25 protein-coding genes and 2 riboswitches are annotated in these 23,537 nt (G+C 70.7%); of the genes, 12 read left to right on the top strand and 13 right to left on the bottom strand.

What is annotated here, in order from left to right; all coding sequences use genetic code 11:
• Position 1: 1 nt before the first annotated feature.
• Both Dfulv_RS31705 and Dfulv_RS31710 read right to left on the bottom strand, forming a co-directional pair.
• Positions 2-946: a SagB family peptide dehydrogenase gene (locus tag Dfulv_RS31705; protein WP_259857469.1), complete on the bottom strand. Its 945-nt coding sequence runs from the start codon at positions 944-946 to the stop codon at positions 2-4.
• Positions 947-994: 48 nt separating this feature from the next.
• Positions 995-1,120, bottom strand: a complete 126-nt coding sequence (locus tag Dfulv_RS31710) for a hypothetical protein (RefSeq protein WP_259857470.1) — start codon at positions 1,118-1,120, stop codon at positions 995-997.
• A 29-nt stretch (positions 1,121-1,149) separates the two neighbouring features.
• Between Dfulv_RS31710 and Dfulv_RS31715 the strand changes: the two genes are divergently transcribed.
• The 8 genes from Dfulv_RS31715 (at position 1,150) to Dfulv_RS31745 (ending at position 7,024) form a co-directional block, all read left to right on the top strand.
• The gene (locus Dfulv_RS31715) at positions 1,150-1,296 is read left to right on the top strand and encodes a hypothetical protein (RefSeq protein ID WP_259857471.1); all 147 of its coding nucleotides are present in this window, start codon (positions 1,150-1,152) and stop codon (positions 1,294-1,296) included.
• A 485-nt stretch (positions 1,297-1,781) separates the two neighbouring features.
• Positions 1,782-2,009, top strand: a complete 228-nt coding sequence (locus Dfulv_RS48950; RefSeq protein WP_406567848.1) for a DUF6767 domain-containing protein — start codon at positions 1,782-1,784, stop codon at positions 2,007-2,009.
• Between the two features lie 31 nt (positions 2,010-2,040).
• The gene (locus tag Dfulv_RS31720; protein WP_259857472.1) at positions 2,041-2,613 is read left to right on the top strand and encodes an RNA polymerase sigma factor; all 573 of its coding nucleotides are present in this window, start codon (positions 2,041-2,043) and stop codon (positions 2,611-2,613) included.
• Positions 2,613-3,584, top strand: coding sequence for a CU044_5270 family protein (locus Dfulv_RS31725; protein WP_259857473.1), 972 nt, complete (start codon positions 2,613-2,615; stop codon positions 3,582-3,584). Before Dfulv_RS31720 ends, Dfulv_RS31725 begins: the two co-directional genes overlap by 1 nt.
• Positions 3,581-4,120, top strand: a complete 540-nt coding sequence (locus Dfulv_RS31730) for a hypothetical protein (RefSeq protein ID WP_259857474.1) — start codon at positions 3,581-3,583, stop codon at positions 4,118-4,120. The genes Dfulv_RS31725 and Dfulv_RS31730 overlap by 4 nt, the downstream gene beginning before the upstream one ends.
• Entirely contained in the window at positions 4,117-5,199 is a 1,083-nt protein-coding gene (locus tag Dfulv_RS31735; RefSeq protein ID WP_259857475.1) for a peptidoglycan-binding protein, read from the top strand. The genes Dfulv_RS31730 and Dfulv_RS31735 overlap by 4 nt, the downstream gene beginning before the upstream one ends.
• On the top strand, positions 5,196-5,855 hold the full coding sequence (locus tag Dfulv_RS31740) for an ABC transporter ATP-binding protein (RefSeq protein ID WP_259857476.1): 660 nt from the start codon (positions 5,196-5,198) through the stop codon (positions 5,853-5,855). Before Dfulv_RS31735 ends, Dfulv_RS31740 begins: the two co-directional genes overlap by 4 nt.
• Positions 5,852-7,024 (top strand): ABC transporter permease, encoded by a 1,173-nt coding sequence (locus Dfulv_RS31745; RefSeq protein WP_259857477.1) that lies wholly within the window; start codon positions 5,852-5,854, stop codon positions 7,022-7,024. The genes Dfulv_RS31740 and Dfulv_RS31745 overlap by 4 nt, the downstream gene beginning before the upstream one ends.
• A 60-nt stretch (positions 7,025-7,084) precedes the next feature.
• On the opposite strand, the gene Dfulv_RS31750 is transcribed toward Dfulv_RS31745, so the two are convergent.
• From Dfulv_RS31750 to Dfulv_RS31785, 8 genes are all read right to left on the bottom strand, one after another.
• A complete protein-coding gene (locus Dfulv_RS31750; protein ID WP_259857478.1) occupies positions 7,085-7,939 on the bottom strand; it encodes a hypothetical protein in 855 nt (284 codons plus the stop codon).
• 151 nt (positions 7,940-8,090) lie between these two features.
• Entirely contained in the window at positions 8,091-8,738 is a 648-nt protein-coding gene (locus tag Dfulv_RS31755; RefSeq protein ID WP_259857479.1) for a response regulator transcription factor, read from the bottom strand.
• Positions 8,726-10,015 (bottom strand): sensor histidine kinase, encoded by a 1,290-nt coding sequence (locus Dfulv_RS31760; protein ID WP_259857480.1) that lies wholly within the window; start codon positions 10,013-10,015, stop codon positions 8,726-8,728. Before Dfulv_RS31760 ends, Dfulv_RS31755 begins: the two co-directional genes overlap by 13 nt.
• 108 nt (positions 10,016-10,123) lie before the next feature.
• On the bottom strand, positions 10,124-10,873 hold the full coding sequence (locus Dfulv_RS31765; protein ID WP_259857481.1) for a CbtA family protein: 750 nt from the start codon (positions 10,871-10,873) through the stop codon (positions 10,124-10,126).
• 18 nt (positions 10,874-10,891) lie between these two features.
• Entirely contained in the window at positions 10,892-11,107 is a 216-nt protein-coding gene (locus tag Dfulv_RS31770; RefSeq protein ID WP_259857482.1) for a CbtB domain-containing protein, read from the bottom strand.
• A gap of 38 nt (positions 11,108-11,145) precedes the next feature.
• Positions 11,146-11,283: riboswitch (cobalamin riboswitch) on the bottom strand.
• A 50-nt stretch (positions 11,284-11,333) separates the two neighbouring features.
• Positions 11,334-12,788, bottom strand: coding sequence for a glycine hydroxymethyltransferase (locus Dfulv_RS31775; protein WP_259857483.1), 1,455 nt, complete (start codon positions 12,786-12,788; stop codon positions 11,334-11,336).
• Between the two features lie 163 nt (positions 12,789-12,951).
• On the bottom strand, positions 12,952-13,998 hold the full coding sequence (locus tag Dfulv_RS31780) for a ribonucleotide-diphosphate reductase subunit beta (protein ID WP_259857484.1): 1,047 nt from the start codon (positions 13,996-13,998) through the stop codon (positions 12,952-12,954).
• Complete coding sequence (locus Dfulv_RS31785) at positions 13,989-16,379, bottom strand: ribonucleoside-diphosphate reductase subunit alpha (RefSeq protein ID WP_259857485.1); 2,391 nt, start codon at positions 16,377-16,379, stop codon at positions 13,989-13,991. Before Dfulv_RS31785 ends, Dfulv_RS31780 begins: the two co-directional genes overlap by 10 nt.
• 133 nt (positions 16,380-16,512) lie before the next feature.
• Positions 16,513-16,731: riboswitch (cobalamin riboswitch) on the bottom strand.
• Positions 16,732-16,929: 198 nt separating this feature from the next.
• Here Dfulv_RS31785 and Dfulv_RS31790 point away from each other — a divergent pair.
• From Dfulv_RS31790 to Dfulv_RS31800, 3 genes are all read left to right on the top strand, one after another.
• Complete coding sequence (locus Dfulv_RS31790) at positions 16,930-17,586, top strand: TetR/AcrR family transcriptional regulator (RefSeq protein ID WP_259857486.1); 657 nt, start codon at positions 16,930-16,932, stop codon at positions 17,584-17,586.
• A 122-nt stretch (positions 17,587-17,708) separates the two neighbouring features.
• Positions 17,709-18,134: a VOC family protein gene (locus Dfulv_RS31795; RefSeq protein WP_259857487.1), complete on the top strand. Its 426-nt coding sequence runs from the start codon at positions 17,709-17,711 to the stop codon at positions 18,132-18,134.
• A gap of 110 nt (positions 18,135-18,244) precedes the next feature.
• On the top strand, positions 18,245-18,955 hold the full coding sequence (locus tag Dfulv_RS31800; protein ID WP_259857488.1) for a helix-turn-helix domain-containing protein: 711 nt from the start codon (positions 18,245-18,247) through the stop codon (positions 18,953-18,955).
• On the opposite strand, the gene Dfulv_RS31805 is transcribed toward Dfulv_RS31800, so the two are convergent.
• Positions 18,937-19,515, bottom strand: coding sequence for a dihydrofolate reductase family protein (locus tag Dfulv_RS31805; RefSeq protein ID WP_259857489.1), 579 nt, complete (start codon positions 19,513-19,515; stop codon positions 18,937-18,939). The two genes, Dfulv_RS31800 and Dfulv_RS31805, sit on opposite strands and share 19 nt — an antisense overlap.
• Before the next feature lie 308 nt (positions 19,516-19,823).
• Here Dfulv_RS31805 and Dfulv_RS31810 point away from each other — a divergent pair, with 308 nt between their 5' ends.
• Positions 19,824-20,525: an AarF/ABC1/UbiB kinase family protein gene (locus Dfulv_RS31810; protein WP_259857490.1), complete on the top strand. Its 702-nt coding sequence runs from the start codon at positions 19,824-19,826 to the stop codon at positions 20,523-20,525.
• A gap of 69 nt (positions 20,526-20,594) precedes the next feature.
• Here Dfulv_RS31810 and aceB read toward each other — a convergent pair whose 3' ends face one another.
• Positions 20,595-22,178, bottom strand: coding sequence for a malate synthase A (gene aceB / locus Dfulv_RS31815; RefSeq protein ID WP_259868493.1), 1,584 nt, complete (start codon positions 22,176-22,178; stop codon positions 20,595-20,597).
• A 20-nt stretch (positions 22,179-22,198) separates the two neighbouring features.
• Entirely contained in the window at positions 22,199-23,470 is a 1,272-nt protein-coding gene (gene aceA / locus Dfulv_RS31820) for an isocitrate lyase (protein ID WP_259857491.1), read from the bottom strand.
• Positions 23,471-23,537 lie beyond the last annotated feature (67 nt).

Below are 23,537 nucleotides of genomic sequence, written 5' to 3' on the forward strand. Positions count from 1 at the left end.
ACTACTCTCCCTGCCCGACCATGGTGACGTGCACGACGTGGCTGGTCAGGCCGTCCAGATCCAGCATCTTCTCGATCATCTGCTTGTCGTAGCCGCCCTGGTCGCAGCCGGCCAGGCCGAGAGCGGTCCGGGCAAGGTGCAGGTTCTGCAGGATCGCGCCGACTTCGATGAGTCCGAACACCACACCGCCGTCGCCGTACTTGCGCGAGTTGTCGTAGAGGTTGTAGACGAACGTCAGCGCGAACCCGCTGCGCTCGACGTCCAGATCGGGCGAGCGCAGCACGTGCGCCGGGGACAGCTGTGGATGCGGCGCGACCGGCGAGAGACCGTGGGCGTAGGGCAGATATTCGTACGCGCCCGGTGCGAGCCCCGCGACGTTGAAGGCGTGGACGTACAACGTCACCGGATAGAGCCCGCCACCCGACGCGACGGTGCGCAGCCGGATCACGCCGTGCGGGTCGGCGGGATTGCCGTAGGGCAGGCTCCCGGTGGTGCCCTGGCAGTGGAACAGCAACGCCGAGAGGTCGGTCATCGAGATCGGCTCGCCGGTGAACGCGCGGGTGCTGCGCCGCTCGGTGACGACGGCGGTCAGGCCCGTGCGGATCGGTTTCGCGGCCGGCAGCTCGATGACGTCACGCAGATCCTCCTCGAGGTCGGCGTGACAGGAGGACAGAACCGCGTCCGGCTCGTAGAACCGGCCGATGCCCATCTGGAAGCCCAGCCTGGCGTTGTCCGTGCGGTAGTTGAGGAGGAGCTCCTCACCGGCGAAGGCGTCATCCCCGGTCGCCCATCGACCCCGCACCACAGAGTCCGGAGTCCGGACGACCGTGGATGACGAATAGATCGACACAATCGTGTGCTGCATCGCGAAGCTGCCGACCGCCCGGAGGTAGTCGTGGTCCTTGAGCGCTTCCTCGACTTCTTCCCTGGTGCGGCGGTAGGGCATCTCACTCCGATACGAGTACGGACAGGGGGTGACCCGGCTAGGGCCGGATCACCAGGAGCAGCAGCTGGAGCAGCAGCAGTTGCCGCCGCCGCAGGTGGTGGAGGCACCCGGTGCGACCGTGACGGTCAGGCCGCCGGTGGCCGTGGTGCCGATCTGGCCGGAGAAGCTGAGCATGGCTGGTTTCCCTTCACTGTTTCGGGCGCGTGATGTGGGTTGGCCACTACCACGAGCAGCAGCTCGTGCAGCAGCAGTTGCCGCCGCCGCAGGTGGTGGAGGCACCCGGTGCGACCGTGACGGTCAGGCCGCCGGTGGCCGTGGTGCCGATCTGGCCGGAGAAGCTGAGCATGTGATTCACCTCCCCCGATGATGAGATTGACGACAGGCGATCAAGGGGATCGGTCGTTGGGCGCACATTAGCATGTGGATCACGCTGTATCTAGCATTGAGTTTCACCGATCGCTGTGCGCGATATGCACAACCGGACGCGGACTCACAACGAGTGTGACTGTTCATTCGGCGTACACGTTAGATGCACTGGCCGCGGCACGTCCGTCGAAGCCGCGGGGCTCGGGTCAGATCGAGGCAAGTGATTCAATAATGCGATCATTGACCAGCCCCGACCCGCACGGCGCCGGCATGCCGCACCTGACGGTCGGCGTCCGGGGAAACTTCAGATTGCGGCTACGCCGAACCGCCTGGCTGGCGCCATCCGGATGACCAGCCGTTCGGCCCGCGGCGGCCGGTCCGCAGGCCCGAGGACCGCATCGCCCTCGGCCTGCCGGGCAGAGACCATCGCCTCTACTCAGGCGTCGATGGTCGAGACGATGCTGAAAGGGTGAGTGATCGTCGATCGCGGTGGCCGGAGCCGCGTTGCCCGGTCCGGCCCGGTGAACCGTGCACGCTGTGCCAGCCCGGCGCGACGGGTCCGCAGGACTGCGGCTTGGTGTATCTGGTGATGAGCGATGCCGAACTCCGTGCCGGGATCGCCGGCCAAGCGGGCTCGGCACGATCTGTCAGGGCGGTGCGTGGTGCTGCCACGGCGGCGCCCGGACAGACGCCGTGAACCCGGACCGGGGGAAGTGGAAATACCTAACGTGATCCGGGCTGAAACGGGAGTCGACGCGGAGTCGATGCGCGCTGCCCGCATGGACCCGGGCCGGTTCGCGGACCTCTACGACCGTTACGCGGCGCAGCTCTACCGGTACGCCTACCAGAGGGTCGGCGCGGAGACCGCCGAAGACGTCGTCGCCGACACGTTCCTCGCCGCCTTCACGCAGCGTGACTCGTACGATCCCGAGCGGCTCGACGCCCGGCCATGGCTGTTCGGCATCCTCACCCGCAAGCTGGCCCGGCACTTCCGGGCGGAGAAGACGCACTACCGGGCGCTGTTGCGGGCCTCGGCGGAGTCCACCGTCGACGGGCACGCCGAGCGTGTCGCGGCCCGCGTCACCGCGTCCGCCGTCCGCGCCCCGCTCGTCGCCGCGCTCGGCCGGCTCTCCGCCGGCGACCGTGACGTGCTGCTGCTCATCGCCTGGTGCGACTTCAGCTATGACGAGGTGGCCGCCGCACTCGACATCCCGCTGGGTACCGTACGGTCCCGGCTGAACCGCGCCCGGCGCAAGGTTCGCGCCGCGCTGGGCGGCATCGATCCCACCGGTGAGGTGTGATGGACCCCGACCTGCGCCTGCTGCGCGAACTCGGCGAGCAACTCAAACCCCCGGCCGGACAGCTGCCGGCCGACCTGCGGCACCGGGTGCTGTCCCGGGCCGGCCGGGCGCCGCGCCAGCGGAGCCGGTCCTGGTCCCGCATGTGGCGGCCGGCCCTGGTCAGCGCCACGACGGCCGCGGTCGCTGTGGCCATCGCCGTCCCGGTGGCGTTCACCAGGTCCGGCGGTGACCGGCCACCGGCGACGGCCGAGGTGGCGCAGCTCGCGGCGGAGCGAGCGGCGGCCGCCCCGGCGGTGTCCGCCCGGCCGGACCAGTTCATCTACACCGAGTCGGTGGTGCGCTACCTGACCGTCCACGGCGGGCAGGCGCCGTCCGCGGCCGACGACGGTCCGCTCCTGGTGCGGGAGTGGCGGTCGGCGGACGGCGCCCGCGACGGCCTGGTGCGCCGGCGCCCGCTCGACCAGCCGCAGGCCGCCTGGCACGACGAGACCGTCGCCGGGTGCCGGGACGGCTACCAGAGCACCGCCGTCCCGCAGTGGCGGGTGCCGTGCGCGTCCGAGCCCGGCGCCGGCCTGCCGGTCGACGCCGACGCGATGCTCGCCTACCTCCGCCGGTCGGGCAGCAGCGACGACCAGGCGTTCGACAACGCCGCCCGGGTGCTGTACCTCAGCCAGCACGCACCGGCGGTACAGGCGGCGGTGTTCGCGGCGGTCGGGCGGATCCCGGGCGTCACCGTGCGGCGCGACGTCGTCGACGTGACCGGACGTTCGGGCGTCGCGCTCGCCTCCCGCAGCCGCGATGCGGAGACCGAGCTGATCTTCGACCGGACGACCTTTGCCTATCTCGGCGTGAACCGGACGATTCTCCGGCTCACGCTGCCCAGTCAGGCCACCGAACCGGCGCCGCGGATCCTGATCCGCCAGGCCGTCGAGCACGTGGCGATCGTCGACTCAGTCGGGAGTGAACGGTGAGACGCGCCGTCGTCTTCGTGGTTGTGTTCCTGGGTCTCGCGGCGTGCTCGTCGTCCCCACCGGCACCTGAGGTGGCGAGCGCGCGACAACCGTCGGCCTCCGGGTCGGCGGGCCCGTCGGCGGCGACCAAGGAGAGCGACTACGACAAGGCGCTGCGCTACACGCGCTGCCTCACCGAGAACGGGGCCGCGACGCCCGACCCGGTGGAGGGCGAGCCGCTCGTCACGGCCCACGCGATCAAGCCCGGGGTTCCCGCCGAGACCATGCTGGCGCGCATGGCGGCGCACGACAAGTGCAAGCAGTTCCTGCCGGCGACCTGGCCGGTCAGAATCGACCAGGCGGAGATCGAACGGTCCCGGCCCTACTTCGACTGCATGCGCAGCCACGGGATCGACGAGCCGATCCCCGACGAGAACGGCGTGGTCCAGAGCCCGACCGACGTTTCGTACCGCTCGACCCCCGAATACCGGGACGCGGTGGCGAAGTGCCGGCACCTGTACGACGACCCGGCCAACAACCTTCCCGAGAACCGATGAGGCGCTCACTCCTCGCCGCCGGTGCGGTCGGCGCCGCGGCACTGGTCGCGGTCGCGGCGGTGGCCGTCGCACGGTCGTCGGACCCGGCCACCGCGCCCACGCCGGAGACCGGGACGACCACGATCACCCGCACGACGCTGGCCGACGTGATGGTGGTGACCGGCAAACTCGGCCACGGCCCGGAACAGGAACTGGTCAGCCGCTTGAAAGGCACGGTGACGGCGCTGCCGGCAGTGGGCACGACGATCGAGCGCGGTGCGGCGGCCGTACGGATCGACGACCGGCCGGTCGTACTCCTCTACGGCACCCTGCCGGCGTACCGCGACCTCGCCGCGCCGGCGGCGCCCGACCGTGCCACTTCCCCGGGTCCCGCACCGGGCGGCGGATCCGTCGGGGCCGACGTCAAGCAGTTCGAGACCAACCTGAAAGCGCTGGGCTACACCGGGTTCACCGTCGACGACGAATACACCGCGTCGACCGCCACGGCCGTCAAGCGCTGGCAGCGCGATCTCGGCCTGCCGGAGACCGGGACCGTCGAACTGGGCCGGGTCGTCTACGCACCGGGCCCGATCCGGGTCGCGTCACACGTCGTCACGGCCGGTCGGGTCGCCGAGGGACCGCTGCTCACCTTCACCGAGACCGCCCGGCTCGTCACCGCGCTGTTGCCGGCGCGCAGCGCGAGCCTGGCGGCGGTGCAGACGAAGGTGACCGTGGAGCTGTCCGACGGGTCGAGGACGGCCGGGAGCGTGCGGTCGGTCCGGACGCCGGACGCCGAGACCGCCGCGTCCGCACCGGAGCCCGTGGTCGAGGTCATCATCGCCGCCGACGACGCCAAGGCGTTCGCCGTGCCGGGCGACGGCGCGGCTCGCGTCCGGTTCGTCGCGTCCACCCGCAAGGACGTGCTGGCCGTGCCGGTCGGCGCCCTGATCGCGCTCGCCGAAGGCGGCTACGGCCTCGAGATCGTCGGGGACGGCACGAGCCGGATCGTCGCCGTGACCACCGGCCTGTTCGCCGACGGCCGCGTCGAGGTGAGCGGGCCCGACATCCGCGAGGGCATGACCGTGAGGACGGCCCGGTGACGGTTGTGGAGCTTCGGAGCGTCACGAAGACGTACCCGGGAAACGTCACCGCCGTGCGTGGTGCGGACCTCACGGTCGGTCGTGGTGAGCTCGCCGCGATCGTGGGTCCGTCCGGCTCGGGGAAGTCCACGCTGCTCAATCTGATCGGCACGCTCGACCGGCCGACCGAGGGCCGCGTCACCGTCGCGGGGCACGACGTCGCGACGCTCGGCGACCGCGCGTTGTCGGCCCTGCGAGCGGCGTCGATCGGGTTCGTCTTCCAGCAGTTCCACCTCGCGCCGGGGGTCAGTGCCCTCGACAACGTCGCCGACGGTCTGCTCTACGCGGGCGTGCGACGCAAGGAGCGCCGCACGCGGGCCGCGGCGGCGCTGGACCGGGTCGGGCTCGCACACCGGACCCGCCACCGGCCGCACGAGCTCTCCGGCGGCGAGCGCCAGCGGGTGGCGATCGCTCGCGCGGTGATCGGCGAGCCGGCGCTGCTGCTGGCCGACGAGCCGACCGGCAACCTCGACAGCGCGGCCGGAGCATCCGTCATGGACCTGCTGCGAGCCCTCAACGCGGGCGGTACCACCGTGCTGGTCATCACTCACGACAACGCGCTCGCCGACCTGCTTCCCCGCCGCATCCGCGTCCACGACGGCGTGGTGGCCGGATGAGCCGTCTCGCGGCCGGCGACGTGCTCCGGCTCGGCGCCGTCGGCCTGCGCTCCCGGCCGTCGCGGGCCGCGCTGTCGGCCCTGGGCATCGCGATCGGGATCGCCGCGATGCTCGCCGTGGTCGGCATCTCCGGCTCCGGCCGGGCCGACCTGCGGCAGACCCTCGACTCGCTGGGCACCAACCTGTTGCGGGTCAGCGCCACCGACCATGCGGTGCTGCCGGACGGCGCCGTCGGCATGATCGAGCGGATCGGACCGGTGACCGGGGCGACCGCACTGCGCAAGCTGCCCGACGACGTGCACGTCTACCGCAACGACCGGGTGCCGGCGCAGCAGACCAACGGCATCCTGCCCTTCGCCGTCGACCTCGACCTGACCGAGACGGTCGGTGCGACCGTGGCGCGCGGCGCCTGGCTCAATCCGGCCACCGCCGACTTCCCGGCGGTGGTGCTCGGCGCCGAGTCCGCCCGCCGGCTCGGGATCACCACGCCCGACCCGCGGATGGTGGTGCGTGTCGGCGGTGAGGGCTTCACAGTCGTCGGCATCCTCGCCCCGGTCACGCTGCTGCCCGAGCTCGACAGCGCCGCCCTGATCGGCACGTCCGCCGCCCGGACGTACCTCGGCACCGCGGCTCACCCGACCACGATCTACCTGCGTGCGGCCGATGCCCAGGTCACCGCCGTCCGCGACGTGCTGGCCTCGACCGCCAACCCGGCGGCGCCCTACGAGGTCGCGGTCTCCCGGCCCTCCGACGCGCTGGCGGCCAGGCTCGCCACCGAACGCGCGTTCAACGGCCTGCTCCTCGGCCTCGGGGCGGTCGCCCTCCTCGTCGGCGGCGTCGGCGTGGCCAACACCATGGTGATCACCGTGCTGGAGCGGCGCGCGGAGATCGGCCTGCGCCGTTCGCTCGGCGCCACGCGCGGCCAGATCCGGCTGCAGTTCCTCACCGAGGCTGCGGTGCTGTCGACGCTCGGCGGGGTGACCGGGGTGGTGCTCGGCACGCTGATCACCGCCGCCTATGCCGTCAGCCGCAGCTGGCCGATCGCGCTGCCCGCCTGGGCCGTGCCGGCCGGCATCGGCGCGACGGTCGTCGTGGGCGCGGTGGCGGGACTCTATCCGGCCGTCCGCGCTGCCCGTCTCGCACCGACCGAGGCGCTGACCGCGGTGTAAGGCCGTGGTGCCGAGACGCTGGGCAGATCGGGTCGACCACCGGGAGCGTCTCAAGGTGCGTCACCATCCGCCTTCGAAGAGGGCCAGGAGTGCCGGCGCCGAGTCTGCCGCGGTGGTCGTGTTCGCCACGGCGACGACCATCACGAGCAGCGACAGCAACACCGAGAGAACACCGAACGCCCCCAGCACACGCCTCGTCCGCCTGTCGGACGACTCGGTTCTCGCGAACCTCTTCCACAACACCACGCTCACGCCGACGAGGACGACCGCCACGATGGCGGCAACCACGGCCATCGCCACGTGATACCGAGCAAAATCACTGATCATCACCTGGAGGGCAGGCGGGGTCTGGCCACCCGCACTCTGAGCGTCAGCCAGTCGCTGCGTGACTTGCGCCAGCGTATCGGCGAGCGCTCCGTCGGTTGCGCCGTCCGCCAGCATCGGCAACAGCGAGGCGAGCGGCGCTACCGCACCCTGGACGTTGGCCATCACGATCACCGACGAGAACAGCGCGAGCATCGTGACAAGAACGCCGGCCGACGCGAGCGCCACCCTCCGTCCCGCCGCGAGACCGCCGCCCCTCAGGAAAGCCTTCCAGAGACGAACCCCGATCGCGACGAGCACGATCAGCAGGATCGCAGCGATCACGGCCTTGGCCACGTGGTAGCGGAACCAGTAGTCGACCACCCTCTCCAAACCCGGGGAGAGATCCCGCTCGCCGCTACGCCAATACTCGACGAACGCCGCGCGGACGGCCTCGGTGAGGTGGCGCTTGCCGGCCAAGCCGCCGTCCGATCCGCCCGCCGCCAGCGTGGCCGGGGCGACGACGAAGGCGGCGACGAGGGCCGCAGCGAGGGCGACGAGCGTAGTGAGTGCGCGACCTGCCGATCGCGAAGGGACTGCGGAACTGTGCAAGGAGACTCCTTCGACTCGTTCGAGTGGGTACACGGCACGCCGACCTGCGGGCCGCCGGTTGAATACGCCGGCCCGCGGTTTCGCCGGCGACCCGCGGAGCGTTACAGCGCTGCAAGCCACCCGGGCGCACACGGTCTGTCCCGGCCGTCGCTCACTGCTGACCCCGCAGGTACGTGAGAACGGCGAGGACCCGCCGGTTCGTGTCGTCGCTGACCGGCAGGTGCAACTTGGCGAGGAGGCTGCCGATGTGCTTGCCCACACCAGCCTCGGTCAACATGAGGATGCGAGCGATCGCCGCGTTTGAGTGGCCCTCGGCGACCAGCGCCAGCACCTCGCGCTCGCGGGGCGACAGGTGGTCGAGCGGGTCACGGCCGCGCAGCATCAGCTGACGCACCACCTCGGGATCGACGACCGTGCCGCCCTCGGCCACTCGCCGCAGCATGTCGGCGAACTCCGCGACGTCGGCCACGCGGTCCTTGAGCAGATAGCCGATGGCGCGGCCCTGACCCGAGCCGAGCAGTTCGCCGGCATAGCTGTGCTGCACATACTGGCTGAGCGCAACCACGGCGAGGCCAGGGTGGGCCGCGCGTAAGGCCACGGCGGCCCGCAGCCCCTCGTCGGTGAAGCCCGGCGGCATGCGCACGTCGGTGATGACGAGGTCGGGCGTGGTCTCTCCCACAGCCGCCACCAGAGCGGCGGCGTCACCGACCGCGGCGACAACCTCGAAGCCGAACCGGGACAGCAGCCCGACCAGCCCTTCACGGAGCAGGACGGAGTCCTCCGCAATCACGACGCGCACGGCAACTCCACCCGCAGGATCGTCGGCCCGCCGGGCGGGCTGGAGATGAGCAGCCGGCCTCCGGCCGCGGCCGCCCGATCGGCCAGGCCCGTGATGCCCGATCCGCGCGACGGGTCGGCACCGCCGCGCCCGTCATCACGCACCTGGACCGTCAGCATGTCGCCGGATCGTCGGGCGGTGACGGCGGCCTCGGCGGCGGCGGCGTGCTTCACGGCGTTGGCGAGCGCCTCCGACACCGCGGCGTAGGCCACCGTCTCCACCGCCGGTGTGAACCGATCCGGGTCGGCCTCGACGTGAACCCGGATCGGGCTGCCGGCGGCGAGTTCCTCGACCGCGGCCCGCAGTCCGAGCTCACGCAGCGTCCGTGGGCTGATGCCGCGGATCAGGTCACGCAGCTCCACCATCAGCGCCTTGGCGTGCGCGTGCGCCGAGGCCACCGCGACCGCCGCGGGCGAGTCGTCCGGCAGGTCGAGCTTGGCGAGGCCGAGTTGCATCGTCAGGCTCACCAGCCGTTGCTGGGCGACGTCGTGCAGGTCACGCTCGATGCGGCGCCGCTCGGCGTCGAACGCGTCGGCCAGCCGCGCCCGCGACCGGGTCACCTCGACCAGCTCGGCCGCGGCCGGGTCGGGTTCGCAGCACAGCAGCAACCGAGCGAGCGCGGCATGCGCGCCACCGAACGCCGCGGTCAGGTAGAGCACAACGGGGATCAACACCAGGCCCAAAGCAGCGCGCCCGGCCGTGTTCGCCATCGAGTCCATGCTGACCACACGGTGGTGCACCGCGAACGGCGTGGAGACGACGAGCAGGCCGGCGAGGGCCAGCACACCGAGCCACACCGGCGCGACAATGCCGAGAAGCAGCAGGTATGCCACCGCACGCCACGTGGCCGGATCGGCATACAGGCTGCCGCTGCGTCGCGACAGCGGCGGGGCGTCGTCCGCCAGCCGCAACCGCCACCGCTCCACGCCGGCCACGGCGAGGGCCAGCTTCGGCCCCACAAGCGCGAGCAGGCCCACACCGATCAGACCGAGCACGGCTGCGACAAACACGTAGGTGCCGGCCCACCGGAGCGGCGCTTCCTCGCCCGGGCTCATCCGCTCGGTCCGCAGCACCTCGACGGCCAAGGCCAGCGGAGCCAGCGGGCAGGAGAGCACCAGCCACAGCAGAGCTGATGCCACCGCCGTGGTCGCGGTGTAGGCGATCCCGCGCCAGGGCCACGCCGACGTGAGGAACCGGGGCTGCATCACCGCCCTGAGCAGCGTGGTGGTCGACGTCATGCGCCCAAGCTAGGCGAGGACGACCGGCACGAACCAGGGCGCTGGATCGAGTCTTCTGGTAGTGCTAGCTATACCCGGTGGGCGGCGTCGGCCGCCCACCGGGGACGATCAGGCGGCGACCGGCTGCGCGGTGACCGCGGTGGAGGTGCGCAGGCTGCGTTCGGTCAGATAGCCGAACAACAGCCCCAGGGTGGCCCAGGTGACCGCCTGGGTCCCCAGTGACGCCAGCCGGAACTGCCACAGCAGCACCGGGGAGAACCCGTCGGGCACCTCGTTGACCGCTGGGAGCAGGGCGACGGCCGCGCCGACGACAACCGCGGCGCCGACGATCGCCACGGTCGCGGCGTTCCAGGTGCCCAGCCGCGGCCGCAACGACCGGCCCACGACGGCGGTCCCGATGACGACGGCGACACCGATGACGGCCATCAGGAAGTACAGGCCGGTGCGCTGCTGCAGCGTGTCCGGGTTGCCGGTGGCCGGCGGGTTGGCCGGATACTTCAAGAACGGCACGAGCGCCACCCCGACGAACCCGGCGAGCGCGACCAGCCCGGCCGTGGCGCGGGCGCTGACCTTTCCGAACCGGCCGACCGTGAGCGCGACGGCGATGCCGAAGACACCGCCGAGCGCGATGCCGTAGACGATCGAGGCGGTGGCCAGTCCGACGGTGCTCTGCACCGTGCGGCTGACCAGCTCGTGCTCGTGCTCACCGGGCGGCAACGGTGCGGCGTGGGCCTCCTCGAACGCGATCGCGTCGTTGATCGGGCTCTCGCCGAAGAGGTAGGCGAAGAGGAACGCGGCGACGCCGGCGGCCGCGCCGACAAGCATCCCACGGACCAGCAGAGTGCGGGCAGACAGCATGATCGGGCTCCCCCTGTCTCAGTGGCAGGGGAACCCGAGCAGGTGACGGCCGTCGTGGACGAACTCGTGGACGGTCTCGCCGGAGATGACCGAGGTGATGCCCTGCTCGGCGCCGACGAAGTAGAGCAGCACGACGGCGAGCACGATACCGAAGGCGGCCCAGGGCAGGACCTGCCGGAACGGGATCGGGGCCGGCGCCGCGGCCGGGGTGGGCAGAGCCGAGATGGTAGCCATGCTGATGCGGCCTCCTGCGGGATTGCGCGTCCCATCGAGTGGTGTCCGTGACGGCGGCCGGGTCTGGCTCCCACCGGATGGTGGTTACAGTGGCGCGACCGCGCCGGCCTTGCACCGGCTTCCTGCCACCGTCACGCTTCGTTCCGGACGCTACGGCCGGCGTCACATGATGTCAATCGATGTGAAGATCGCAACACGCGGCGACCGTCAGCGCCGGCAGGCCTCCTCAGCCGGTGGCCGACGTCGGTTCGGCACCCGCGCCCTCGTCCAGGTCGACGCTGGGGTACAGCGGGAACGGCGCCAGCAGCTCGGTGGCCTGCTTGCCGACCCGGTCGGCGAGGGCCGGGTCGAGCCGGTACTTGGCCTTGGAGCCGTCGGCCGGCGCGGTGCCGGTCAGGACGGTGTGGATGAGCTCGGCGATCTGGTCCATCTCGGCCGCGCCGAGACCGCGGCTGGTCAGGGCCGGTGTGCCGATCCGGATGCCGGACGTGTACCAGGCGCCGTTCGGGTCCTGCGGGATGGCGTTGCGGTTGGTGACGACACCGCTGTCCAGCAGGGCCTGCTCGGCCTGCCGGCCGGTGAGGCCGAACGGGTGGACGTCGAGCAGCACGAGGTGGTTGTCGGTGCCGCCGGAGACCAGCTTCACACCGCGGGACAGCAGGCCCTCGGCGAGCGCCTGGGCGTTGGTGACGATCTGCCGGGCGTACGTGGCGAATTCGGGACGGCGGGCCTCGGCGAACGCGACGGCCTTGGCGGCCATGACGTGGCTGAGCGGGCCGCCGAGGACCATCGGGCAGCCACGGTCGACCTGGTCGGCCAGCTCGGGCTGGGCCAGCACAGCGCCGCCGCGCGGCCCGCGCAGGCTCTTGTGCGTGGTGGTCGTGACGATGTGGGCGTGCGGCACCGGGTCGAAGTCGCCGGTGAAGACCTTGCCCGCGACCAGGCCGGCGAAGTGCGCCATGTCGACCATGAACGTGGCGCCGACCTCGTCGGCGATCTCACGTATGGTCGCGAAGTTCACCTTGCGGGGATACGCCGAGTAGCCGCCGACGATCACGAGGGGCCTGAACTCGCGCGCGGTCTCGCGCAGCGCCGTGTAGTCGATGAGGCCGGTGGCGGTGTCGACGCCGTAGCTGCGCTGGTCGAACATCTTGCCCGAGATGTTCGGGCGGAAGCCGTGGGTGAGGTGGCCGCCGGCGTCGAGGGACATGCCGAGCATGCGCTGGTTGCCGAACGCGGCCCGCAGCTGCGCCCACTCGGCGTCGGACAGGTCGTTGACCTGACGCTTCTCGAACTTCCGCAGGTGCGGCACCTCGACCCGGTCGGCCAGGATCGCCCAGTAGGCGACCAGGTTGGCGTCGATGCCGGAGTGCGGCTGGACGTAGGCGTAAGGGGCGCCGAACAGGGCCTTGGCGTGCTCGACGGCAACCGACTCGACGGTGTCGACGTTCTGGCAGCCCGCGTAGAACCGGCGGCCGATCGTGCCCTCGGCATACTTGTCGGAGAGCCAGTTCCCCATGGCCAGCAGCACCGCGGGTGAGGCGTAGTTCTCACTGGCGATCAGCTTCAGCGACTCGCGCTGGTCGGTGAGCTCCTTCGCGATCGCGTCGGCGATCCGCGGCTCAACGGCGCGGACGGCCTCCAACGCGGCGCGGAAAGCGGTGGATTCGGCGTTCACCATCTGTCACTCCTTGGTAGGGGCCGGGCGACCGCGAGGGGGCGGTCGTCACGCCACTGTCCCTTCCCTCGAGGTGCCGCTCATCGTACGGGTTCGGCGGCGGTGCCCGAGCAGGTGCCCGCCCTGCCCGGCGGTACCGGGCAGGACAGCGGCACCACGCGTCCGGTCAGAAGTCGTCGTCGAAGCTGACCGTGCCGGTCACCCCGACCTGGTAGGCCGAGACGCGGCGCTCGAAGAAGTTCGACAGCTCCTGGACGTCCTGGAGTTCCATGAACGCGAACGGATTCCGGCTGCCGTACATCGGTGTGATACCCAGCACAGCCAGCCGCCGGTCGGCGACGTGCTGCAGGTATTCCCGCATGTCCGCCGGCGACATCCCCGAGATGCCTTGCTCGAGCAGGTCGGCGGCGAACTGCGCCTCGCACTCGACGGCCTCGGCCAGCATCTCCCGGACCTGCCGTTCCATTTCGGCGTCGAACAGGTCCGGTTCCTCGGCCCGGACGGTGTCGACCACGTCGAACGCAAACGCCATGTGCATCGACTCGTCACGGAACACCCAGTTGGTGCCGGAGGCGAGGCCGTGCAGCAGGCCGCGGGAGCGCAGGAAGTACACGTAGGCGAAGGCGCCGTAGAAGAACAGGCCCTCGATGCAGGCGGCGAAACAGATCAGGTTGAGCAGGAACGCCCGCCGGTCCTCACGGGTCTTGAGCTCGCGCAGCTCGAAGATCGAGTCGATCCACTTGAAGCAGAACTCGGCCTTGCGGGCGATCGACGGGATGTTCTCCACGGCCGCGAACGCCGCGAACCGCTCGGCCTCGTCGGGCACGTAGGTGTCGAGCAGGTTCAGGTAGAACTGGACGTGAACGGCTTCCTCGAACAGTTGCCGGGACAGGTAGAGCCGCCCCTCGGGCGAATTGACGTGCTGGTACAGGTTGAGCACCAGGTTGTTGGCGACGATCGTGTCGCCGGTGGCGAAGAACGCGACCAGCCGGCTGACCAGGTGCCGCTCCGCCGGGGACAGTTTGGGCAGGTCGGCGAGGTCGGCGTGCAGGTCGACCTCCTCGACGGTCCACGTGTTCTTGATGGCGTCCTTGAACCGGTCGAAGAACCGCGGATAGCGCATCGGCCGCAGCGTCAGGTCCATGCCGGGATCGAGCAGCATGGCCCGGACATCGGCGTTGATGCGGGATTCGGGGATGGTGGTCACTGGCATGCCTCGCACGACTCGGGGTTCTCCAGGGAGCAGGCCAGCGCCTCGGCGCCGGAGACGGCCAGGGCCGGCGCGACCGCCGCTGGTGCGATGGCCACGGTGGCCTGCTGAATACGCGTCGCCGGGCGGGACCGCAGGTAGTAGGTCGTCTTCAGCCCGGACTTCCATGCATGGAGGTACATCGAGGAGAGCTTGCCGATGGTCGGCGCGCTCATGAACAGGTTCAGCGACTGCGACTGGTCGATGTAGGGTGCGCGGGCGGCGGCCAGGTCGATCAGGGCCCGCTGCGGGAGCTCCCACGCGGTGCGGAACAGTTCCCGCACGTCGGCGGGCAGCTCCGCGATCCCCTGCACGGAGCCCTCGGCCCGCTTGATCTGCTCCCGGATCGGAGCTGTCCACAGCCTGCGCGCCTTGAGCTCGTGGACCAGATACGTGTTGATCTGGAGGAACTCTCCGGACATCGTCTCGCGCTTGAACAGGTTGGAGACCTGCGGCTCGATGCACTCGTAGCAGCCGGCTATCGACGCGATCGTCGCTGTCGGCGCGATCGCGATGAGCAGCGAGTTGCGCAGCCCGGTCGCGGCGATCCGGGCCCGCAGTGCCGCCCAGCGCTCACCCTCGGCCGGGGCACCCCACACGTCGGGGTGCAGGACACCGCCGGCGGCGCGGGTCTGCGTGTACGCGGGATGCGGCCCGAACCGCCCGGCGAGATCCGCGGACGTCTCCAGCGCGGTCAGGAAAATCTCCTCCTGGACCCGGGTGGACAGCTCTCGGGCAGCGGCGGAGTCGAACGGCAGCCGAAGGGTGAAGAACGCGTCCTGCAGGCCCATGAGGCCCAGCCCGACCGGCCGCCAGCGCGGGTTGGACGCCGCCGCCTGCGCCGACGGGTAGTAGTTGATGTCGATGACCCGGTCGAGGAACACGACCGCGGTGCGGACCGTCTCACGCAGCTTCTCCCAGTCGACGCCGCCGGCCGTGACGTGCGCGCCGAGGTTGATCGAGCCGAGGTTGCACACCGCGGTCTCGTCGTCGCTGTTGACCTCGAGGATCTCGGTGCACAGGTTCGACAGGTGGATGGTGCTGCCGGGCGCACCGGTCTGGTTCGACAGGGCGTTCGAGCGGTCCTTGAACGTCATCCAGCCGTTGCCGGTCTGCGCGAGGGTCCGCATCATCCGCCCGTACAGCTCCCGGGCCTTGACCGTCTTGACGGCCTTCTTCTCGGCGGCCCGGTACGCCTCGTCGAACTCCTCGCCGAACAAATCCGGCAGTTCCGGCGCGTCGGACGGGTCGACGAGCGACCAGTCCTCGTCGGCCTCGACGCGGCGCATGAACTCGTCCGGGATCCAGTTGGCCAGATTCAGGTTGTGCGTGCGGCGGGCCTCCTCGCCGGTGTTGTCGCGCAGCTCCAGGAACTCTTCGACGTCCGGGTGCCACGGCTCCAGGTACACGCAGGCCGCGCCCTTCCGCCGGCCGCCCTGGTTGACCGCGGCGACGCCGGCGTCGAGCGTCTTGAGGAACGGCACGATCCCGTTGGACTTTCCGTTCGTGCCGCGGATCAGGGCGCCCCGGCCGCGCACCCGCGACCAGGAGATGCCGATCCCGCCGGAGAACTTCGACAGCTTCGCGACCTGGTGGTACCGCTCGTAGATCGAGTCCAGCTCGTCCTTCGGCGAGTCGACCAGGAAGCACGACGACATCTGGGTGTGCCGGGTGCCGGAGTTGAACAGCGTCGGCGAGCTCGGCAGGTAGGCCAGCGACGACATCAGCCGGTAGAAGCCGATCGCCTCGGCCGGCGTCTCGGACAGCCCGCAGGCGACCCGCAGCAGCCAGTACTGCGGCGTCTCCACGACCAGCCGCGTCTCGGGGTGGCGCAGCAGGTACCGGTCGGCGACCGTGCGCAGACCGAAGTACTCGAACCGCAGGTCACCGTCCGCGTCGACGGCGTCGTCGAGCTTGCGTGCGTTGCGGTTGACAAACGCCGCGGTCTCGTCGCCGATCAGGCCCTGGGCGTGCCCGTACGCGATGGACTGACTGAAACTGGCGACCCCCTGCCCGCGTACCTCCTTGTCCACGAACGCGGCCAGCAGCCGGGCCGCGAGCTTCGAATACTGCGGCTCCTCCCCGATCAGCTCCGCCGCCGTCTGGATCGACAGCTTGTCCAGCTCGGCCGTCGTCGCCCCGTCGTAGAGACCGCTGATCGTCTTGGTCGCCACCCGCAACGGGTCGACCTCGTCCAGGTCGGCGACCCACCGCTCCACCGCCTTGACGATCTTGTTGACGTCAACCGGCTCCAGATCGCCGTTGCGCTTGCGGACCTGCATCACGTGCCGACGCTGCTCCGGCGCCACCTGACCGGGCTCGGCCTGCTCCTGCGCGATCGCCATGTGTCCCCCTCCTCACCGCTGCCGAACGTCGAACGAACGCACGGGGGGACGCCACCAGACGTGCGGCGGCAGGCCGCGAGGACTGGTCCACGGCGTCGGCCGTCCCGCGCGGCCTCCGACCACCGCGCGCCGGGCGGCGCGCGGTGCGCTGGCAGGTCTTCGGACTCGCGGGCCTGACCCGGTTTCACCCGGGGTCGCCTACTGGCCGTCGCTTCCCAGACCGTGCGGTCCAGTGCTCATGACGGCGGTCGTTCCCACTCACCGCTGCGGGGCAGTCCCGGATTCCCACCGGGTTCCCTGTTGCCACGGCCGTCCCCGAGGGGCCGGCCGAACCAGCTGCGAGCAACACCATATATGGGATCGGCCGGGATGGGTGACACCAGATGGTGTGCCGGCGTGTCGTTTACGCCACGTCACCGAACATCACTGCCCTCGACCGCGCGGCCGCCGCCAGGGGAGAGGTCGCGACCAGAACCGGAACTCCAGAGTTTCGGAACTTGCCAGTTCCAGAACGGGACGGTACCGTTTCTGGACGGGAGGTACCCGCCGCATGACACACGACGCATCCGACGACGGCACGTCCAAGCACGAGCAGACCGCACGCACCGGCCGGAAACGCGACCACACCCGGGACGCCGACATCCTCGACGCGACCCTCGAGGTCCTCGCCGAGGTCGGCTATGCCGGCATGACGATGGACCTGGTCGCGGCACGGGCCAAGGCGGGAAAGGCCACCGTCTACCGGCGCTGGCCGTCGAAGGCGGAGCTCGTCGTCGATGCGATCGCCCGGATGAAACGCAGCCAGGTCGACCTGGAAAACCTGCCCGACACCGGCACGCTCCGCGGCGACCTCCTCGGTCTCTACAAACCGCAGTCGATCGAGGAAGGCGAGCGACGACTGCGGATCATGGCGGGACTCGCCGCGATGATCTCCACCGATCACACCTTCGCCGACGCCGCGAACGCCGCGGTCGTGGAGCCGTGGGCCGACGCACACCTCGTGTTCATGCGCCGCGCCGTGGACCGCGGCGAAATCCCGGCGACGGCCGACATCGAGACACTCTCGCAGGTCATCCCGTCCATGGCGGCCTACCGTGCACTTGTCCAGCGCAAACCCTTCGAACGCGAGTTCCTCCTCGCCCTGGTCGACGGCGTCGTCCTGCCCGCACTGCTGAACACACCGATCGGCGACGCACCGGCCACCTGACCGACGCCGGCACCGGCATCCCACAACCCGCAAACCGTCTTCCGGTCGACACCACCTGTCGCCGGGCAGCCGGGCGCACCACCGTGCCCGGAAATCGACAAGCTACGACCGAGGAGCCAACCATGGCTGTCAGCACCACCACCCACCTGAACTTCCGTGGCGACGCCCGCGCGGCGCTCGAGTTCTACCGGTCCGTGTTCGGCGGCGAGCTCACCCTCGTCAGCTACCGGGACGCCCACAACGTGCAGGACCCGTCCGAGGCGGACCAGATCATGTGGGGTCAGGTCGCCGGCGCCGGCGGCTTCCACGTGATGGCATACGACGTTCCCGCACGCATGCCGTGGGACCCGGGCCAGAACGCGTTTTTCGTCTCGGTCCGTGGCACGTCGACCGAGGAGATCACGTCCTACTGGAAGGGCCTGTCCGACGGCGCGACCATCGTCCAGGAACTCGCCCCCGCCGGCTGGGCCCCGCTCTACGGCATGCTCAAGGACCGATTCGGCGTGGTCTGGGTGCTGGACGTCATCGCCGACCACAACGCCTCCTGAACACCGACGGCGGGCACGGAACGCCGGCATGTTGCGTGCCCGCCAGAAAGCACCGACCGGTGCGCTCGCTCGGCACCACAGCAGTCCGGCACCGCGCGTATCCTGCACCCGTGGGACTGCGGTTCGAGACGCGCGCGTCCGACTCGCCGTGGATCGACACCGTGTGGACCTGCACGAGCGAGCAGGTCGTGGAGATGACCTCCGTTGCGACGGTGTGCTGGGGCCTGGTGTTCTGGGAGCGCGAGGGCAGGGCGTGCGCGAGCATTTCCGGCCCCGAGACCAGGACCGGCACCGCGCCGGTGCCGGAGGGCGCGGCCTTCGTCGGCATCGAATTCGCCGTGGGCACATCACTTCGGGCCGTGCCGACGCCGGTCCTGGTCGACGGGGGCACCGAGCTCCCCGACGCCACGCGCAGGACCTTCCGGCTGGACGGCGTCCGCTGGGAGACGCCCGGCCCCGACGACGCCGAGGCCCTGGTCGACCGTCTTGTCCGCTCCGGAGCCGTGATCCGTGACCCGCTCGTCACCGGGATCCGCCGAGGCCACCGTCCGGCGGTCTCGGCACGCACCGTCGAACGCCGGTTCCGAGCGGCGACCGGGCTCACTCAGGGCGTCGTGCGGCAGATCGAACGCGCACGCAAGGCCTCGACGCTGCTGGCCGCCGGCGGCCCGGTCGCCGACGTCGTCTCCGGGCTCGATTACTTCGACGAGCCGCACCTGGCCCGTGCGCTGCGCCGGTACGTCGGGCGAACGGCGCGGCAACTCCGCGAGGGCACCGGCGGTGCGATCGCCCTGAATCTGGATCAGCCGACGACGTCGTAGATCAGCTTCACGATGCCGTTCGGATAGGCCGCGGACGCCCGGAGGCTCAGTGCCTGCTTGTCCTTGTCCGCCTTGCTGAACAGGCTCTTCCCGGCGCCGAGCAGCACCGGGAAGACGAGAAGGTGGTACCGGTCGATCAGGCCCGCGTCCGACAGGCGCCGGGCGAGCTCCGCACTCCCGTGGATGAAGATCGCGCCACCCTCGCGCTGCTTGAGCTCGGCCACGTCGTCGGTCGAGCGCAGGATCGTCGTCGGACCCCATCCCTCGACGAGGGCGTCGTCGGGCAGCGTGGTCGAGACCACGTACTTCGGCAGTTCCTTGTAGGCAGCGTGGTCGTCCGAGTCGCGCCAGACCGGCGCGAACGCCTCGTAGCTGCGGCGGCCGAACATCAGCGCCGTCGTTTCCTCGAGCTCCTCGCCCTTGAGCGCGAAGGCCTCGGGCAGGAATTCGATGCCCTTGACCACCCAGCCACCGCTGCGATGCTCCTCGCCCGGCCCGCCGCCCGGGGAGTCCACAACGCCGTCGAGCGAAACGAACCCGGTGTAGACCAGATCACGCATGTGCTGTTCTCCTCATAGACAAGCGACGAGGTCGCCAGGTAGATCGACGAGCGGGCTGCGGCCGGGCGCCCACGCCATGCTAGGAACCGGCCACCGCGGCCGTCTTGTACAGAAACGACGGCACCGTCACGGCGCGATGAGGACGCCCGTTGTCGGGGGCTCTCACCTGCTAATCTACCGTCGGGCCGGGCCGACTCGAGGGTCGCGTCGCAGCCAGAAACACGGAAGGGATCGGTCTGCTCGACTTCGGCTCGGTCGGGGTACTGGACGCCGAGACAAGGCAACTGCTCGCGACCCTGCTGTATGCGGTGGGCATCGACGACAACGTGGCGGCGACCGACGCGCTGTTGATGGTCGTCGGCTCACCCACCGACACCGACGTCACGACCCTGCGGCGTGAGATCGGGCAGGTCATCACGACCCTGCGCTTCCGGACCGACGCGGGCACCGACGTGTTCGCGGATCTCTTCGACGTCATCCGCCGCCACGGCCTCGCCCTCCCGCCGCAGGTTGCCGCCGCGCTGCGAACGATCGCCTCCGCGGAGGAGTCGCTGGTCACGCTCGACCCGACCTTCTCGCTGATCGGAGCGGCGCAGCGCTCGGCGGCCGACATCACCGCCCGGATGCTCGCCCCCGACCGCATCGCGGACCTCACCAAGGCCCGCGGGTCCGTCGTCGCGGCGTCGCTGGGCCGGCTCCCGTCACGCTTCGAGAGGACCACGGCCGCGCTGGCCGACGGGACGTTCTCGGTGCGCGTACGTCCGCTGGCAGACCCGGACGACCGCAGGTGGCTCCGCGGCCGCCTCAACGACGTCGTCGTCTCCGTGGTGGCCGTCGGAGCGATCCTCGCCGCCGTCCTGCTGATCGTCGCCGACACCGGGCCCTTCGTCACTCCCCGGATCCGCCTCAACACCCTCCTCGGGTTCAGCCTGGCGCTGTGCGGCTTTGTCCTCGGGTTGCGCTCGGTCCTCAAGGTCTTCACCCGGACCGATCGCCAGGCCCGGCGCTGAACCCTCCGACCGTCGCAAAGCCCGGGGAGACATCTCCCCGGGCTTCAGCACGCCGCCGCGCAGGCCCCGTCAGTGACCCGGTTCGCACCTGACGGACGGCGCGAGGTGGTGGGCGTACGCGTCCGTGGTGAAAAACGCCGGAAGGTCCTCCTCGAGCGCGGTGCGCTCGACGACACCGGCCGCTGCCACGGCACGGTCGCGGTCCGGCCCTTCACGACCCGCGGTCAGCGCTGCCAGGGCATCGGCCAGCAGCGACCGGACCAGTTCGTCGGTGACAACGCCGCCGTCGGCCAGTGGTGTGCGGTGGTGCAGCCACTGCCACACCTGGCAGCGGGCGATCTCGGCGGTCGCCGCGTCCTCCATCAGGTTCGACAGCGCGACCGCGCCCGTGCCGCCGAGCCAGGCATCGATGTACCGCAGCGCCACCTCGACGTTGGATCGCACCCCCTCGACGGTGACCTGGCCCGGGGTCTTGTCGACGGCGAGCAGGTCGGTGGCGGTGACCTCGACGTCGTCCCGGAGCCGGTCGAGCTGGTTCGGACGGTCGCCCAGCACCGCGGTGAACGCGTCCCGGCACACCTCGACCAGACCCGGGTGTGCGACCCAGGACCCGTCGAACCCGTCGCCGGCCTCGCGTTCCTTGTCCGCCCGGACCCGGGTGACGGCCGCCGCGTTGACGTCCGGTGACCGGCTCGGGATGAACGCGGCCATGCCACCGATCGCGTGTGCGCCGCGCCGGTGGCAGGTGCTCACCAGCAATTCGGTGTAGGCGCGCATGAACGGCACGGTCATGGTGACGTCGGAGCGGTCCGGCAGGACGAACTCGGACCACTGGCCGAAGTTCTTGATGATGCTGAAGATGTAGTCCCATCGGCCCGCGTTCAGCCCGGCCGAGTGCTCGCGCAGCTCGTACAGGATCTCCTCCATCTCGAACGCGGCGGTGATCGTCTCGATCAGCGTCGTGGCCCGGATGGTGCCCAGCGGCAGGCCGAGGTACTCCTGGGCGAAGACGAAGACGTCGTTCCACAACCGCGCCTCGCGGTGGTCCTCCAGCTTCGGCAGGTAGAAGTACGGGCCCTTCCCGGCGTCGAGCTGCCGCCGCGCGCAATGGAAGAGGTAGAGGCCGAAGTCGACCAGGCTGGCCGAGATCGGCCGCCCGTCGACCACGATCCACTTCTCCACGAGGTGCCAGCCGCGCGGCCGGACGACGATCGTGGCCGGTTCATCGCCGAGGGCGTAGCGTTTGCCGCGCTCATCGGTGAAGTCGATGCGCCGGTCGAGCGCGTCGATCAGGTTGAGCTGCCCGCCGATGATGTTGTCCCAGGTCGGCGCGGTGGCGTCCTCGAAGTCGGCCAGCCACACCTGCGCACCGGAGTTCAGTGCGTTGACGGTCATCTTGCGGTCCGGCGGGCCGGTGATCTCGACCCGGCGGTCGGTCAGCCCCGGTGCGGGCGGCGCCACCCGCCAGGTCGGGTCCTGCCGGATCCGGGCGGTGTCCGGCAGGAAGTCCGGCATCTGCCCGAAGGCGTACCGGGCACGGCGGGCCCGGCGGGTGTCGAGCAGCGCCACGCGGCGGCCGGTGAACCGGCCGTCGAGCGCGACCAGGAAGTCCAGAGCGTCGGCGGTGAGGACCTCGTCGTAGCGGTCGGCCATCGGACCGATGATCTTGTACCTCACGCGAACTGCTCCGCCTCGGTCGACCCGCGCAGGGCGGTGGTCTCCCCCGCCGGGTTGAGCACGGTGCTGACCAGGTCGAAGTAGCCCGTGCCGACCTCGCGCTGGTGCTTGACCGCGGTGTAGCCGTCGGCCTCGGCGGCGAACTCCCGCTCCTGCAGCGCGACATACGCGGTCATGCCGTCGGTGGCGTAACCGCGGGCCAGGTCGAACATCGAGTAGTTGAGGGCGTGGAAGCCCGCCAGGGTGATGAACTGGAACTTGTACCCCATGTGGCCCAGCTCCCGCTGGAACTTGGCGATGGTCGCGTCGTCGAGGTGCTTGCGCCAGTTGAACGACGGCGAGCAGTTGTAGGCGAGCATCTGGTCCGGGTACTGCGCCTTGATCGCTTCGGCGAACCGGGCGGCGACCTCGAGGTCGGGGGTGCCGGTCTCCATCCACAGCAGGTCGGCGTACGGCGCGTAGGCCAGCCCCCGGGCGATGCAGGCGTCGACGCCGTTGCGGAACCGGTAGAACCCCTCCGCGGTGCGCTCGCCGGTGACGAACGGCTGGTCCCGCTCGTCGATGTCGGTGGTGAGCAGCGTGGCGGCCTGCGCGTCGGTCCGGGCGACGATCAGCGACGGCACACCGGCGACGTCGGCGGCGAGCCGGGCCGCCTCCAGGGTGCGGATGTGCTGCCCGGTCGGGATGAGCACCTTGCCGCCGAGGTGGCCACACTTCTTCTCGGCCGCGAGCTGGTCCTCCCAGTGCACGCCGGCGGCGCCCGCCACGATCATGGCGGTCATCAACTCGTAGGCGTTGAGCACGCCGCCGAAGCCGGCCTCGGCGTCCGCGACGATCGGGGCCAGCCACCCGGTGGCGTCCTCGTCGCCCTCGGCGGTGCTGATCTGCGCGGCGCGCAGCAGGGCGTTGTTGATCCGGCGGACCACCGCAGGCACCGAGTTGGCCGGGTACAGGCTCTGGTCGGGGTACGTGTGACCAGCGAGGTTGGCGTCCGCGGCGACCTGCCAGCCGGACAGGTAGATGGCCCGCAGGCCGGCGCGGACCATCTGGACCGCCTGGTTGCCGGTGAGCGCGCCGAGCGCGTGGATGTAGTCCTCGTCGTGCAGCAGCTGCCACAGCCGCAGCGCCCCGCGGCGGGCCAGGGTGTGCTCCTCCTGGATCGCACCACGCAGCCGCACCACGTCCTCAGGACCGTAGCTGCGCCGCACGCCCTGCCAGCGTGGGTCGGTGGCCCATTCCTGTCGCAACCGTTCGACTGCGTCCCGCATCGCGTGCTCCTCGTTCGCTGTACCGTGGTCGCCCGTGCGCCGCCGGCGGGGCCGGCGCACGGGCGAC

The sequence above is a fragment of the Dactylosporangium fulvum genome (assembly GCF_025137375.1).
Lineage (GTDB): Bacteria > Actinomycetota > Actinomycetes > Mycobacteriales > Micromonosporaceae > Dactylosporangium > Dactylosporangium fulvum.

Bases quoted from the DNA above. Each gene is read 5' to 3' on its own strand.
- Dfulv_RS31705 (WP_259857469.1), bottom strand. From the start codon at position 946: ATGCCCTACCGCCGCACCAGGGAAGAAGTCGAGGAAGCGCTCAAGGAC.
- Dfulv_RS31710 (WP_259857470.1), bottom strand. From the start codon at position 1,120: ATGCTCAGCTTCTCCGGCCAGATCGGCACCACGGCCACCGGCGGCCTG.
- Dfulv_RS31725 (WP_259857473.1), top strand. From the start codon at position 2,613: ATGGACCCCGACCTGCGCCTGCTGCGCGAACTCGGCGAGCAACTCAAA.
- Dfulv_RS31735 (WP_259857475.1), top strand. From the start codon at position 4,117: ATGAGGCGCTCACTCCTCGCCGCCGGTGCGGTCGGCGCCGCGGCACTG.
- Dfulv_RS31745 (WP_259857477.1), top strand. From the start codon at position 5,852: ATGAGCCGTCTCGCGGCCGGCGACGTGCTCCGGCTCGGCGCCGTCGGC.
- Dfulv_RS31760 (WP_259857480.1), bottom strand. From the start codon at position 10,015: ATGACGTCGACCACCACGCTGCTCAGGGCGGTGATGCAGCCCCGGTTC.
- Dfulv_RS31765 (WP_259857481.1), bottom strand. From the start codon at position 10,873: ATGCTGTCTGCCCGCACTCTGCTGGTCCGTGGGATGCTTGTCGGCGCG.
- Dfulv_RS31770 (WP_259857482.1), bottom strand. From the start codon at position 11,107: ATGGCTACCATCTCGGCTCTGCCCACCCCGGCCGCGGCGCCGGCCCCG.
- Dfulv_RS31775 (WP_259857483.1), bottom strand. From the start codon at position 12,788: ATGGTGAACGCCGAATCCACCGCTTTCCGCGCCGCGTTGGAGGCCGTC.
- Dfulv_RS31780 (WP_259857484.1), bottom strand. From the start codon at position 13,998: ATGCCAGTGACCACCATCCCCGAATCCCGCATCAACGCCGATGTCCGG.
- Dfulv_RS31785 (WP_259857485.1), bottom strand. From the start codon at position 16,379: ATGGCGATCGCGCAGGAGCAGGCCGAGCCCGGTCAGGTGGCGCCGGAG.
- Dfulv_RS31790 (WP_259857486.1), top strand. From the start codon at position 16,930: ATGACACACGACGCATCCGACGACGGCACGTCCAAGCACGAGCAGACC.
- Dfulv_RS31795 (WP_259857487.1), top strand. From the start codon at position 17,709: ATGGCTGTCAGCACCACCACCCACCTGAACTTCCGTGGCGACGCCCGC.
- Dfulv_RS31805 (WP_259857489.1), bottom strand. From the start codon at position 19,515: ATGCGTGATCTGGTCTACACCGGGTTCGTTTCGCTCGACGGCGTTGTG.
- aceB (WP_259868493.1), bottom strand. From the start codon at position 22,178: ATGGCCGACCGCTACGACGAGGTCCTCACCGCCGACGCTCTGGACTTC.
- aceA (WP_259857491.1), bottom strand. From the start codon at position 23,470: ATGCGGGACGCAGTCGAACGGTTGCGACAGGAATGGGCCACCGACCCA.